This is a genomic window from Agrobacterium sp. 22094 (genome assembly GCF_052046015.1).
Lineage (GTDB): Bacteria > Pseudomonadota > Alphaproteobacteria > Rhizobiales > Rhizobiaceae > Agrobacterium > Agrobacterium cavarae.
Genome location: NZ_JBQEPX010000001.1, coordinates 488,183 through 501,323, shown reverse-complemented (window position 1 = coordinate 501,323; position 13,141 = coordinate 488,183). Strand labels below are relative to the sequence as shown.

11 protein-coding genes are annotated in these 13,141 nt (G+C 57.8%); 3 read left to right on the top strand and 8 right to left on the bottom strand.

The genetic code is table 11. The features are described 5' to 3' along the window. Nucleotides 1-11: 11 nt before the first annotated feature. From ACTJK5_RS02420 to ACTJK5_RS02410, 3 genes are all read right to left on the bottom strand, one after another. Entirely contained in the window at nucleotides 12-644 is a 633-nt protein-coding gene (locus ACTJK5_RS02420; protein ID WP_312807902.1) for a LysE family translocator, read from the bottom strand. A gap of 131 nt (nucleotides 645-775) precedes the next feature. Beyond that, complete coding sequence (locus tag ACTJK5_RS02415) at nucleotides 776-1,492, bottom strand: TIGR02117 family protein (protein WP_440611758.1); 717 nt, start codon at nucleotides 1,490-1,492, stop codon at nucleotides 776-778. A gap of 63 nt (nucleotides 1,493-1,555) precedes the next feature. Then, the gene (locus ACTJK5_RS02410; protein ID WP_440611757.1) at nucleotides 1,556-3,745 is read right to left on the bottom strand and encodes an anthranilate synthase; all 2,190 of its coding nucleotides are present in this window, start codon (nucleotides 3,743-3,745) and stop codon (nucleotides 1,556-1,558) included. A gap of 295 nt (nucleotides 3,746-4,040) precedes the next feature. On the opposite strand from ACTJK5_RS02410, the gene ACTJK5_RS02405 reads away from it, so the two are divergent. Then, complete coding sequence (locus ACTJK5_RS02405) at nucleotides 4,041-4,991, top strand: extensin family protein (RefSeq protein ID WP_440611756.1); 951 nt, start codon at nucleotides 4,041-4,043, stop codon at nucleotides 4,989-4,991. A gap of 68 nt (nucleotides 4,992-5,059) precedes the next feature. Here ACTJK5_RS02405 and ACTJK5_RS02400 read toward each other — a convergent pair whose 3' ends face one another. Next, complete coding sequence (locus ACTJK5_RS02400; RefSeq protein WP_440611755.1) at nucleotides 5,060-7,288, bottom strand: TonB-dependent hemoglobin/transferrin/lactoferrin family receptor; 2,229 nt, start codon at nucleotides 7,286-7,288, stop codon at nucleotides 5,060-5,062. 363 nt (nucleotides 7,289-7,651) lie between these two features. On the opposite strand from ACTJK5_RS02400, the gene ACTJK5_RS02395 reads away from it, so the two are divergent. Together ACTJK5_RS02395 and ACTJK5_RS02390 are read left to right on the top strand one after the other, a co-directional pair. Continuing rightward, entirely contained in the window at nucleotides 7,652-8,173 is a 522-nt protein-coding gene (locus tag ACTJK5_RS02395) for a TIGR00645 family protein (protein ID WP_335322229.1), read from the top strand. Nucleotides 8,174-8,447: 274 nt separating this feature from the next. After that, nucleotides 8,448-9,164, top strand: coding sequence for a helix-turn-helix transcriptional regulator (locus ACTJK5_RS02390; RefSeq protein ID WP_082447309.1), 717 nt, complete (start codon nucleotides 8,448-8,450; stop codon nucleotides 9,162-9,164). 152 nt (nucleotides 9,165-9,316) lie between these two features. Here the strand turns inward: ACTJK5_RS02390 and ACTJK5_RS02385 are convergent, their stop codons facing one another. The 4 genes from ACTJK5_RS02385 to ACTJK5_RS02370 all read right to left on the bottom strand — a co-directional run bounded on the left by ACTJK5_RS02385 (nucleotide 9,317) and on the right by ACTJK5_RS02370 (nucleotide 12,995). After that, nucleotides 9,317-10,516 (bottom strand): DUF2333 family protein, encoded by a 1,200-nt coding sequence (locus tag ACTJK5_RS02385; protein WP_312808541.1) that lies wholly within the window; start codon nucleotides 10,514-10,516, stop codon nucleotides 9,317-9,319. A 105-nt stretch (nucleotides 10,517-10,621) separates the two neighbouring features. After that, nucleotides 10,622-11,653 carry a hypothetical protein gene (locus ACTJK5_RS02380; RefSeq protein WP_335322228.1) on the bottom strand — a complete coding sequence of 344 codons (1,032 nt, stop codon included), beginning with the start codon at nucleotides 11,651-11,653 and terminating at the stop codon, nucleotides 10,622-10,624. Between the two features lie 200 nt (nucleotides 11,654-11,853). Further along, nucleotides 11,854-12,303: a pseudoazurin gene (locus tag ACTJK5_RS02375; protein ID WP_335322227.1), complete on the bottom strand. Its 450-nt coding sequence runs from the start codon at nucleotides 12,301-12,303 to the stop codon at nucleotides 11,854-11,856. A 110-nt stretch (nucleotides 12,304-12,413) separates the two neighbouring features. Continuing rightward, entirely contained in the window at nucleotides 12,414-12,995 is a 582-nt protein-coding gene (locus ACTJK5_RS02370) for a thymidine kinase (protein WP_111850454.1), read from the bottom strand. Nucleotides 12,996-13,141: the final 146 nt, after the last annotated feature.

The following is a 13,141-nucleotide window of genomic DNA, read 5'->3' as shown; positions in this document are numbered from 1 at the left end:
GCCGCAGTCTATCAAACCCTGCTGAGCAGCAGCTTGATACCCGCAAAGCCGAAGAAGAGAGCAAGCGTTGCCTCGATCGAGCGCTTGGCCTTTTGATACATGCGGATGGCGGGCGCGGTGGAGAACAGAAGGGCGTAGCCACAGAAGACCACCAAGCCAAGCAACCCGCAACCGCCAACGATCGCGGCAAGCGTGGCAGGACCAGCACCGGGCTTGAGGCCAAGCGACATGACCGCCATCCACCCGAGAACCGCCTTCGGGTTGGTGAGATGCAGCAAAAGCCCACGCCGATAGAGCTTGCCGTAATCCGCCTTGCCGCCATTCCCTGCGCCAATTCCTGCTTGCGGCGCGTTGATGAAAGCCGAGCGCGCAGACTTGTAGGCCAGATAGAGCAGATAGATCCCACCCAATATCTTGATGACGAACAGCGCATTGGCGAAGGAAGCCAGCACGGCGGAGAGGCCAGTTGCGGCAATCGCAGCCCAAGTGAGAGACCCGGTCATGACCCCAAGTGCAAGCACCACAGCCGGCGCCCTGCCCTGGCTCATGGCGACGCCCATGATCGTCATGTTGCTCGGGCCTGGGCTCGCGGTCGCAATGATATAGGCGATGTAGACGATCAGAAGTTGGTGAAGGTCGAGCATTGTGGCTGGCTTTCTTCGGGCGAGGCTTCAGGTGCCATGTCATCCGACTGGCAGTGTCGTGTCAATTCGGGGCGCGCCGAAGCGTTGAACGTAAGGGGTACAGCAACAGTGCCAACCGGCTCGACCGTCGCTCACCCTAACCCGCCGACCCGCCGCGGCCCACCTGAGAACACGCCCGCATCATTATGAAAACGCAAGGACGTCGTTAAAAGCCAGGGCAACGGCGTCCACCACCCCGTGCCGATCCCCGCCTGCCGAAGGGCCGCCGCCGTCCAGATGTTGCAGCCGACCAGCACGTTGAAAGCGCCTTCCGCTTCGAAAAACGCATCGTCTGCACCGTAAGACTGGCCAATGAGCGGAACCTCCCTCCCCTCCGGCCGTGAAAAGCTCGCAACAATAAAATCGAGCATTCTCGCATATCCCGCAGCCGAGAGATCAACCGCCATGACACTCGGTTCTGACAGCGGGATATCGCCGGCAAGCGCCACATGCATCACCGACTGGTCGACGGTAAAGCTCTTCAATACAGGCATGGGTTTAAGATCCGCCCATGTCGGCGTTTGCGTATAGAACGCCCGACCGCCCCAGCCGAAGACGATATAGCGAAGGCCGGGATGATTGATCTCGAGGTTGCCATCCCGCAGGAAGGCAAAGCGCGCCAGCAAGTCCGCATCCACCGGCACCGCAATATCGGTATGGATCGGATTGCTGAGCACCAAAATGCGACGGGATGATTCCGCAGGCGACGCGTCATCGGAGAGGGTCGGCTGCCTTGGCACAGCCACGCCAAGAGCGATGCCCGTAACGGCAAGAGCCAGAACAATAAATATATATTTGAGGATCTTCACCAGCGCTCACGCGATCAGGAGAAATGGCGGCGCCTAAAGTCGCCGCCAAAAGATTTCAAATGATCACGCCGCCTTGGTCTTCGCCTTGCGCACCAGATGCGTCACCACATTCTCGATCATCCGCATACCGGCATCGCCGCCAAGCGTCATGATCGATTCCGGGTGGAACTGCACCGCTGCCACCGGCTCCTTGGTGTGCTCGATGCCCATGATCGTGCCGTCTTCGCTTTCCGCCGTGATCATGAAATCGCGGTGAAGCGTGGCCGGGTCGGCAAAGATCGAGTGGTAACGACCGACGGTGACTTCGCGGCCCAGACCGGAAAAGACGAGACCCGGCTCCAGAACGCGGATGCGCGAGGGCTTGCCGTGCATCGGGATCGCCAGTTGGCGAAGCTCGCCGCCATAGGCTTCGGCCAGCGCCTGAAGCCCGAGGCAGACGCCGAAGATCGGCAACTCACGCGCACGGGCAGCCTTGATCGTCGCCTTGCAATCGAAATCGCCGGGGTTGCCCGGTCCGGGTGAGAGAACCACGAGATCCGGCTGGAAACGATCGAAGATTTCCGCCGGCACCGGTGTGCGAACGGTCGAGACCGTCGCACCCGTCTGGCGGAAGTAATTCGCCAGCGTATGCACGAAACTGTCTTCGTGATCGACCAGCAGGATCTTGACGCCCGTTCCGACCTTGGCGGCATCGCGCTTGCCGATGGTCGAATTCTGGGCTTTTGCATCGCGAATGGCTGCAATCATGGCCGATGCCTTCAGTTCGGTTTCCGCTTCTTCTTCCTGTGGAATGGAATCGTTGAGCAGCGTCGCCCCTGCCCGCACTTCCGCAATGCCATCCTTGATGCGGATGGTGCGCAGCGTCAGTCCCGTATTCATGTCGCCATTGAAGCCAACCATGCCGATGGCGCCACCATACCATGCACGCGGGCTCTTTTCATGGTTTTCGATGAAGCGCATCGCCCAAAGCTTTGGCGCCCCCGTCACCGTTACGGCCCAGGCGTGGCTGAGGAAGCCGTCAAATGCATCCATGTCGTCGCGCAGACGTCCCTCGATATGGTCCACCGTGTGAATGAGGCGCGAATACATCTCGATCTGGCGACGGCCGATGACCTTGACGGAGCCCGGTTCGCACACACGGCTCTTGTCGTTGCGGTCGACGTCCGAGCACATGGTCAGTTCGGACTCGTCCTTCTTCGAATTCAACAGCTTGAGGATCTGCTCGCTATCGGCAATCGGATCGTCGCCGCGCTTGATGGTGCCCGAAATCGGGCAGGTCTCGATGCGGCGACCGGAGACGCGCACGAACATTTCCGGCGATGCACCGACCAGATATTCCTGATGTCCAAGATTGATGAAGAAGGAATAGGGCGACGGGTTGATCGCCTTCAAGCGACGGGAAATCGCCGATGGATTGCTGTCGCAGCGCTCCATGAACTTTTGGCCGGGCACCACTTCGAAGAGGTCGCCACGGCGGAAGCTCTCTTTCGCCTTGATGACCAGTTCGGAATATTCACCAGGATGATGGTCGCCACGCGGCGGGATCGTATCGGTGGTCTTGAATGGCTCGGCCGTGGTCTCTTCCGACTTGCCTTCGGTCGTCAGCCCGGCCTTCTCGAAGTCGTAGCGGTCGATCCAGGCCTTGGCGGAATAGTGATCCACCACCAGAATTTCATCCGGCAGGAAGAGCACCATGTCGCGCTGGTCTTCCGGTCGTTGCAGCGAGAGCTTGATGGCATCGAACTGGAAGGCGAGATCGTAACCGAAGGCGCCGAAAAGCCCGATGGCTGAGTCCGCGCTGGAATAGAACAGGTCGACAATGGCACGAAGCGGCGTGAAAACGGTCGGGATCTTGGAGCGCTCTTCCTCGGTAAAGACGCGGTCCGGCTCGTTGACCGTCAGATCGAGACGGCGGGCGGTCAACGCACCAAGCGTCAGATCTGGCGTTGCTTTCAGCTTCTCTGCGATGAAGGAAAGCAGGACTTCGCCGCGGCCGTTATAGGCTTCGATCCACATCTTGCGGCCGAAAGAGGAAATGCCAAGCGGAGGATCGATGATGGCGGTATCCCAGCGCGTGTAGCGGCCAGGATATTCATAATTGGACGAGAAGACCGCGCCGCGACGGGAGTCGAGACCATCGACGTAGCTGTCGATCGCGCTGGCATAATCGGCTTCGCGACGCTTGCGTGAGACCTTGATGCCGCCCTTGGTCTCGTAAATTTCCGAACCGTCATCCTGAGTGATTGTAACCATTTTACCTGCAGTTCCCGTTTTTAGACCCGATGATGACCGGCGGCAGAATAACAAAAAAGCCGCCTGAAATTTCGGGCGGCTTGGACGTGTCGTGTGAACATGACTGGTCAAGGCCGCCTCAGCTGCCCCACCACCAGATCGCAATGTTCTTCGATGTTGTGTTCATGGGCGAAATTGTTAGCGGCAATAAACCCGCTTGGCAAGCGGATTTGCGGGCCGTTCCTGAACCGTATCGCCCATTGGCGCGTTCTGGCTTTCGCGCAACCATCTGCGCGACAGGGGGCGACAGACCGACATGCTTCATCGTTTCTTCATTCTGTCAGCGGCATCGCTGCTGATTGCCGCATCCGAACCGCCAAAACAGGTACCCGTTCCGGAAGCAAAGCCACAGCAGGAAACGCCTGAACAGGCGACCTCGCCGGAAAAGAACGAGAAGGCGTCCGAGCAGGTCTCGCCACCACCAGAGAACACGGTGCCTAAGCCGCAGGAAAAACCTCAGACGCCAGAGCCCCAAGATGCGTCACCGAGCGAAAGCAACACGCCGGAGCAGAAGAAGTCTGCGGATGAAAAGCCAGACGCCGACAAAGCCGAACAAGGCAAGCCCGGCGATGCAAAGCCGGCCGAGGAAAAGCCCGCTGAAGAGAAGAAAGCAGAAGAGCCCGCGCCCGAACCGGTGATGCAAGAGAACCCGGAAGAGCTGAGAGCCTGCCTGTCGCAACTGAAAGAGCTCGGCGCCGAGTTTAAGGAGATCGAGCCGATCAAGGGCGAAGAAGACGGCTGCGGCATCGCTTCACCCCTTGAGGTCTCCGCGGTTCTGCCCGGCATCAAACTCGAGCCGAAGGGAACGATGCGCTGCGAGGCAGCGCTTGCGCTTTCCCGCTGGACAAAGGACGTGGTCATCCCCACCGCCAAGATCGCCATGCCCGACCGTCAGGTCACGGCCTTTGGCAATGCCTCCACCTATATCTGCCGCAATCGCAACAGCGCGGCGACAGGCAAGATGTCGGAACATGCCAAGGGCAACGCCGTCGACATTGCGACCATGACCTTCGACAAGGGCGAGCCCATGGTGATGAAACCGCGCACCGAGGACGGCACCATGGAAGGCGCCTTCCAACGCACCATCACCACCGCCGCCTGCCTGTTCTTCCGCACCGTCCTGTCGCCTGGAAGCGACGCGACCCATCAGGACCATCTCCATCTGGATGTGCTGGAGCGGAAGGGCGGGTATTTGTATTGCCGGTGAAAACCGCGGCGTAGTTCAGTTGAAACGGTGGCGCTTCCGCGCCACCATATCGATCCAGAAAAACCGCATTAGAACGTCTTGGTCAGAGAGACCTTAAACGACCTTCCCGCCTCGGTGTAGAAATCGACCGGCTGATTGCCGCTGGATTGTGCCGTCGGGTTGACGTCGCGAGCGGCAACGGCGTTCCAATATTTCTTGTCGAAAATATTGTAGACGCCAGCCTGGATGCGAAGGCCGTTCAACTGTTCCGGCTCCCACCAGCCCGTCAGGTTGGCGATGCCGTAGCCCGGCGCATCGAACGTGTTGGGATTGTTATCGTTGGGCATTGGTGCTGAGAAGATGCCGGACAATTCGACGCCCCAAATATCCTGATCATAGCCGACGCCTGCCACCGCCTTGAACGGCGCAACGGATCGTAGATAGGATTTATCAGTGCTGTTTCGTCCATAGGCGTAGGCAATAGAGCCGTTGAGGAAAAGCCCGTTTGCAAACTCCTTGCGGGTTTTTAGCTCGATACCAGAAATCTGCGCCTTATCGACATTGCGCCATGACATGACGAGCGGCGCCTGTGAGACGGTGTAGTCCTCGATGAAGTTCGAGTAGCGGTTATGGAATACGGTGACTTTTCCAGAAAGATCGCCGCTCTCATAATTCGCACCGACTTCGAACCCTTGCCCGGTCTCTGGCTTCAGGTCCGGATTGCCGCGAACCTCGTAGCCCGTGTTCGGGAAGTAGATGTAATACTCATCGATCGTCGGCGCGCGATATGTCATCGACCATTGCGCGAAAAGCTCGGTTTCAGGCGTGACTTGATATGTCGCCAACACTTTCGGCGAGAGGCGCGTACCGCTCTTTGGTGTCAATGCGCCGTTGTAACCGGCCGTCGTCTGCGGATCATAATCATACCAATCGAAGCGCACGCCCGGGGTCAAAGCAAAACCGCTATCGCCAAAACCGATACGATCATCGAGATAGATGCCAAGCTTCTTGCCATCCACATCCGGCATATCTGGCTTGTTGACGGCAGCGCTTGCGGGCAGACCTGCCAGATATTGTTCGGTCTGGAAAAACTGCAGCGTGCCGCCAAAGCGAATTTCGTGGTCGAGAGAGCCGGCATCGAAACGCGAGATGGCGTTGCCCGTCAGACCGTAGGAGTTTTCCTCCACCCTGTTGTGTCTCATGTACCGAGCGGAATCGCTGGTGCGCAGGCCATCCGATCCAGCTTCTTTGGTCAGCTTTTGCCAGAAGATCGTTGCATTGGCCGCGTCGATAACGGAGTCTTCGCTCTCCGCCTCGTAGCTATAATCGAAAGATACGCGGTCGCGGTGGGTGTTTTCCTCACCCCAGCCCTGACCGGGCAGATAGGTTGTAGCAGGACGCCCACCGGATATAACGACTGTGGGGCTCTGCATTGTTCTCAGGTCGAAATCGGTATCGAGATCATAGCGCTCTGCGGTCACACCGATGCGATGCCCACCAGCAAGATCCTGACGGACCTTGGCCATGACATTTTTCTGATCGAAATCGGCAGGGTTTGGCGCGGTCCGCTGGAAGCCGTCAATGTCTTGCTTGCCGAGGTTGTCGCGCTCATGACCCTTCTTGTAAGCGCCTTGGAACAACACCGAGGTGTTCTCGATCTTTTTCGCAACCGCCAGCGAACCATCGAGACTCTTGTCGGAGCTGTCATAGCCAAGCTTCGCCACGCCGCCCCAGCCCTTTTCTGGGTCTATCAGGTCTTCCGGTTCGAGCGTTCTCAACACCAGCGCGCCGCCCATGGCACCTGGACCGATGCGGCTCGAATCCGCGCCGCGCACAACATCGACAGTCGAGAGCGCTGCAAAGTCGAACGTGTTTGCGCCGTCGCTCAAGCCCGTCGTTGGCGATGACGCACCCGCACGCACGAGGTTGCCGAAGGAGGAAACCGGGATTCCGTCAAGCAGCGTGACGATGCGTGGACCACCGAGACCGCGGATGAAAAGCCCGCCCACTTTGCCTGGCTTGCTCTCGGTGAAATCCACACCAGGCTCCGTCGTATTGCCGAGATCGCGCAGATTGCTGATGTCCTTCTTGCGGATCTCGTCTGCCGTCGTCACGCTCGCAAGCGGCGTATCGGACGCTGCATTCGCCGCCGGGTTACCCGACGCAACGCGCGCGCCCTTGATGGTAATGCGTTTCAGCACCGTGGGCTCTTGTCCGTCCTGCGGAGACACGGTCTGCGCCTCTGCGCCAACGCTATTGAGCACAAGCGCCAGCGCCGTGCAGACGAACAAGGCGGATTGAGAACCGCGGATAAGCATGATGACCCCCTGATGTCGAACAGCAAGAGGCAAGCGCGACGGTGCGCGCTACAGCCTCAGGCTAGCTCGACGGATATGTGCTGAAATGTGACGGCTGAGCCGCTGGGGGAGAATTAGAAAACATGATTATGTGAGTCAACATAATAAATATGATTATAACAGTCATCATTTAGCGAGGACCATATTGTTGCAAAATTGTGACGCCGAACGTGCGGCAACCTCATGCTCGGTCCACCGTAAAACATCCCGTGATAAACAGAATGTGCAGCATGCTATGGTCTTGAAGATCGGTTTCGTCCGCTTAAATCACCGCTTTACGAATACGCACATTATCTCAACGCGAGCCAAGGGCGCCCCGCTGACATGAAATCACTTGAACTCATTATTGAACGAATCATTCTCTCAAGCCGCTGGATCCTCGTGGTCTTCTATTTCGGACTCGTGGCAGCACTGGCCGTCTACGCTTTTTCCTTCGCACTGAAGTTTCTGAAGATCGCCCAGAACGTCTTCGTCTACACGGATGCGGACATGATTCTCGCCATGCTGGCCTTGATTGACGCGGCGCTGGTGGCAAGCCTCATCGTGATGGTGATGATCTCCGGCTATGAGAACTTCGTCAGCCGCTTTGATGAAGCCGACGATGAGGTGTCGTTCCTCGGAAAGCTCGACGCCGGCAGTCTCAAGATCAAGGTCGCCTCCTCAATCGTGGCCATCTCCTCGATCCATTTGTTGCAGATCTTCTTGAACGCCAACCAGTATTCCGACAGCAAGCTGATGTGGTTCACCATCATCCACCTCGCCTTCGTCATGTCTGCCGTGATGTTGGGTTTCCTGGAAAAGCTGATGAACAAGCCGAAGCCCGGCAAGGCCGATCTCGATCTTTGATCTCGTCAATCCAAAGCATGTCGCGCAAAGTGTGCAGCAGTTTTGCGCGACATGCGGCACGCTTTGACAGGCACAAGACGGAAGCCCGGTCGCGGAGCAAACCCCGCGACTTTGAAAGTCCTGCGTCCAACCGCTCCAATAATCAAGATATTCAAACGATTAGAAAAACACCGTGCTAACCAAAGTTGGGACTATTGGAAATTAGGGGTGGAAATTTGTTGCCGTTCGTATATTTCTTGATGTTAACATATAAACCTTATCGAATGTAATCACCATGACAACACTGGAACGGCAGTCTGTATTCAGTCAGGAGATAGTGGCCTCCCAAAGTCGTCCTGAGTGGCTGCAGACCGTTTCCCGTCTCACCAAAACATTCGGCTTCACCCACACCACGCTGATGAAGGTGCCGACCCAGGGCGACGACCTTCTGGCCCCCGTGGTGCTTGAAACGACTGTCCCGGTCAACTTCATTCGTAGCGTCGATCAGCATCGCAAACTGCCGGATTGCCCCATCCTGGCAAAAATTGCCAATTCATCGATGCCGCAATATTGGTGCTTCGAAGACGACATTCCCGTGCCGCCCTATAGCGCGGAGTTGAAGAATTTGATGGTACAATACGGCCTCGTCAGTGGCGTGATCGCGCCCATCAACTGTCTCAACGGCCGTCGATACGTTCTGCGTTTCGAAGGAGATTCGCCAAAGCCCAGTCAGAATGTGCTCAATGAGCTGGGCATTGTCGCCATCCATGCCTTCGACGTTTACGATCGTATTCGCAAGGCGGAACTGGTGGCGCCGAAAACGCTGACGAAGCGCGAGATCGAAGTCATCCGTTGGACGTCTCACGGAAAGACCTCCTCCGAGATCGGACAAATCCTTTCGCTGTCCGACCACACGATCAACGCCTATTTGAACAATGCGATCAAAAAGCTGGATTGCGTCAACCGGACCCAGCTCGTCGCCAAGGCCATTCGACTGAAAGTGATCAGTTGATCATGATCGAAGCGCCGCGCGACGTCGCGGTTCGCTCCTGACGCTTTACGTCTCCGCTTGACGGAGCGTGCCAGCTGCACAACCACTCAGGAGTTTCAGGGCCGGCTCAAGCGCTCCGCTATCCAGTCGGAGCGCTGGCTAAGCACCTGCGCTTAGCGGTCCAGCACGGAACGCAACTCCACAAGGTTGGAGCGAACCCTCAGCACATAGAAGCCCATGGTCGCCAGATGCGATGGCATGATCCACCCGCTTTCATCGCCATTGGAGATGATGAAGGGCTGAATGCGAAGGGCTGCCCGCGTCTGCGCCAATGTATCGTTCCACAAGCTTGTCACATTGCGCTCGCGAATGACCTGCTGGAAATCCGCGCCAGCGGCTGAGAGAATGCCGTAATAGCCGTAAAGCTGGCCATAAGCGAACCAGAAGCGATCGTCGGCACGCGTATCGAACCAGCCGCCATTGTAATTCTCGGAACGCTCGCGAAGGATCGCGGAGGTGCCGCCAATATCGTTGGCGATGCGATCGATGAACTGGATGAGGTTGTCCGCACGCGTATCGAAGACCGAAGTACATTGAGCTAGACTGGTGTTGAACTTGCGCAGACTGTCTGCGGCCGAGCGGTAGTAGCTTGGCGTCGGGGTCTTCGGGCCGAAGGGGCTCAGACCGAAATACCAGGAATACTCGTCATATTGCAGATTGCCACGGGCATTTTGCAGGTCGTTGTTGATGCCGGACGTTCCGCGCACACGACCAAGCGTATCGACAAGCTCCACCGCGGTACGGCGAACGGCTTGGTTCACGCCGCGCTGGAAGGAGGCCTTGTTGTCCAGAAACGGCGTACTGTCCCAATCGACGCCGAAGAGGCCAAGCTTGTAGAGCAGCATGGAAGAAATCCAGGCATTCTGATCGACATTGAAATCGATAAGCCCTGCCGCAACATCGACGGTGGCGGATGGCTGGCAACTGCGGGCAACGGCAGCTGCGGCAACCGGGGCTGGCGCGGTTGCGGCTCCCTCGGTCGTTGGCTGCGCCTCTGTTTGCGCTTGAGGCACTGTCGCAGGCGTGGCAGGCAGTTCCTGCCCTGCTCCGACGGTGCGGGTCGAAAGCTTGTAGTCGTTGACGTAATCCGGATTGAAGTTCGTCCAGACCTGGGTTTGCCAGATGAAGTAGCCATAGAGACCGAAGATGAGCACGAGACCGACGGCAAGCGGTGCCTGCACCATCCATGCCCGCGCGCCGGCAGATCCTTGCCGCGCGCGGAACGGCCAGATCAGCGCCGCACCAAGAACCGACAGGCCTCGTCCAAGCGCGCTGAAAACACGTCTGAAGAACGCCGAAACGGAATCAAGCATACTCACCTCTCTCGATTGTCAGTCAACGGCCCACTCCTCTGCGAGTACAGCTTCGTTCTCAGATAGGTGCGCGCGCGATGGATACAACGCAGCAAAGGTATCTTTTTACCGCGCAGCACCTTCAATCGCCACGATACGGGATCGTTCTATTCTGTAGCGGCGGACAAAGGCCTCGCTGACGGGGGCCTTGCGCTTGTCGATATCATCGAGCGTGATGGCGTTGTGCGCGTGGATCCTGAGAAGATCGAGAAGATGGGGATGTGGCGACGTGTGTTTTTCAATGTCCCGCATCAGCCCGTCAAGCGTCATGGTCACGGCGCCATAGAGTTGGATGGCGCGCTCCATCGCAAGCGACAGCATGTTGTAGAGCATGGCATGTGCCGAAAGCCGCTGGGTCGCGCTTTGCGACAGCGATTCCTGCAGCTGAATCTGGTCTTCCAGACGCTGGTGGCGGGTTCTCAAAACCTGATAGGATTTTTCCTGCTCTTCCAGTTCAAGCGACAGACTTTCCCGTTCGGCTTCCAGTGAAGCGCGGCGCTTGTCATCCGTCACACTGCCGAGCTTCCATTGCACGGTTGCGAGCGACGCGTTGATCTCTTTCAGCCGCTGACGCCCAGCCTCGATCTCGGCTGCCGACTGGCGGCGCTTTTCCATCATCGCAGTCAGCGGCGCTTCGCATCTTTCGTAAAGCTCCGAAGCGGCAGCTTTCTCGCTCGCCAGAAGCACGGCCACATCATCCGAAAGAAACAGCAGCCGCTTCAAGGTCCCGGCAATCGCAAACGTCTTTACCCGTTCGGCCTGAAGCTTCGTCGCCCTGTTGCGCGAGAAGAAGGCGACGAAATTCTCGTAACGCGTCCGTTCGCTGGCGGCGTCAAAACGCTCGAAACATTTTTCGATGTCACCGGAAAGATAGAGCGTGAGATTGGCGAGTGTCTTCTCAACTTCATCATAGCGTGCAAGGAGGGAATCGAGCGCTTGACGCTCGCGCTCATGACTGAGCTGCGCCTTCGCATCCGCGTCATCTGCGCCAAAGAGTGTCGAGAACAGTTGGAGCAGGCTGACCTCGGCTGCGTGCGTGTCGCTGACCGCCGCCTTGGCCTTTTCAATCTCGCTCTCAAGGGGCGGCGTCTTCGCCATGGCAGGTTCTCTCTCCCGAATCGATGGGGCACTTAAGCATGTCGCGCAAAACTGTGCAGCGGTTTTGCGATAACGACATGCGACAAAACAAGAGCCGAAGCGGGGAGAAAATCCGAAAGATCGCGACACGCATAAGGCCGCTCGTTTCATATATCCACGAACGGCCTCATCTCAATGCGAGAGCTTGAAGGAAGGGACGCTTACAGATTGAGCTTTGCCAGTTCCGCATCCAGTCTCTCACGCGCCTTCTTGGGCATCTTTCCGGCCTTCACCGCATCGAGGTTGGCAGGCTGATCGCCAACGACCACAAGCGCTACCATGCCCATGCCGAAATGCGGCGTGCACTTGAAGACGTAAGCGCCCTCTTTGTCGACGGTCACCTTCAGCGCCTCGTTCATCTTGCCCTTGGCTTCCGCCACACCCTCCGGCACCAGCTCCTTGATCGAAGCGGCATCGTGGCCCTTGTCGACCGGAACGAAGGTGATGACATCGCCCACATTTGCTTTCACGGCTGCGGGCTCGAACACCATGGCCTGCCCATCTGCGCCCTTGTTCAGCATCTTGATCTCGATTTCGGCGGCAGCGGCGGGAAAGGTGAAGAAGCCGGCAATGGCGGCGGCTGTAAAAAGACGAAGAACGTGACTTTGCATTGCGCTTACTCCTGAAGTGGAACCGCCGGATGCGGTCTTTCCACGCCAGGTCCTACTCCCCCACGCACCTGCCTTCTTTGACCAAAATCAAACGGAGCAGAACGCGCGGCTCAGGTGTCTTGAACGGCCTCCACCCAGTGGCGGCGGCAGAAGGAGACGTATTTCTCATTGCCCCCCACATCGATCTGCGCGCCCTCCTTCACCACCTTGCCGCTTTCATCGAAGCGCGCCACCATCGTTGCCTTGCGCCCGCAATGGCAGATGGTGCGGATTTCCCGAAGCTCGTCGGCAATCGCGAGAAGCTCCTTGGAAGCGGGAAAAAGCTTGCCCTGAAAATCCGTCCGCAGACCATAGGTCATCACCGGAATGTTCAGCCTGTCGGCAATCATGGCGAGCTGCCAGACATGATGTTCGGAAAGAAAATTCGCCTCGTCGATGAAGACGCAGGCGACCGGCTCCTCGCCATGCAAGCGCGCCACCTCGGCGAAAATATCCGTGCTGTCCTCAAAGATCATCGCATCCGACGACAGGCCGATGCGCGAGGCCACCTTTCCCACACCGGCCCGGTTGTCGAAGGCGGCGGTGAAGATCAGGGTCCGCATTCCGCGCTCCTGATAATTGTAGGACGCCTGCAGGAGCATGGTGGACTTTCCAGCATTCATTGCGGAGTAATTGAAATAGAGCTTGGCCATCATGCCCTCTAAAGTCTGGCGGAGATAAGTGGAAACCGGTTATCCCGAAAAGACAAACGACAACGAAAGAATCAGGTTTCAGGCTCTTTTGCCCCGCAGGACCCGCGGAAGGAAGGGTGTCCGAACGAAAGTCACAGCTTTACGGT

Coding starts and splice junctions, on each gene's coding strand:
- ACTJK5_RS02395 (WP_335322229.1), top strand. CDS start 7,652: ATGAAATCACTTGAACTCATTATTGAACGAATCATTCTCTCAAGCCGC.
- ACTJK5_RS02405 (WP_440611756.1), top strand. CDS start 4,041: ATGCTTCATCGTTTCTTCATTCTGTCAGCGGCATCGCTGCTGATTGCC.
- ACTJK5_RS02370 (WP_111850454.1), bottom strand. CDS start 12,995: ATGGCCAAGCTCTATTTCAATTACTCCGCAATGAATGCTGGAAAGTCC.
- ACTJK5_RS02375 (WP_335322227.1), bottom strand. CDS start 12,303: ATGCAAAGTCACGTTCTTCGTCTTTTTACAGCCGCCGCCATTGCCGGC.
- ACTJK5_RS02385 (WP_312808541.1), bottom strand. CDS start 10,516: ATGCTTGATTCCGTTTCGGCGTTCTTCAGACGTGTTTTCAGCGCGCTT.
- ACTJK5_RS02400 (WP_440611755.1), bottom strand. CDS start 7,288: ATGCTTATCCGCGGTTCTCAATCCGCCTTGTTCGTCTGCACGGCGCTG.
- ACTJK5_RS02380 (WP_335322228.1), bottom strand. CDS start 11,653: ATGGCGAAGACGCCGCCCCTTGAGAGCGAGATTGAAAAGGCCAAGGCG.
- ACTJK5_RS02420 (WP_312807902.1), bottom strand. CDS start 644: ATGCTCGACCTTCACCAACTTCTGATCGTCTACATCGCCTATATCATT.
- ACTJK5_RS02410 (WP_440611757.1), bottom strand. CDS start 3,745: ATGGTTACAATCACTCAGGATGACGGTTCGGAAATTTACGAGACCAAG.
- ACTJK5_RS02390 (WP_082447309.1), top strand. CDS start 8,448: ATGACAACACTGGAACGGCAGTCTGTATTCAGTCAGGAGATAGTGGCC.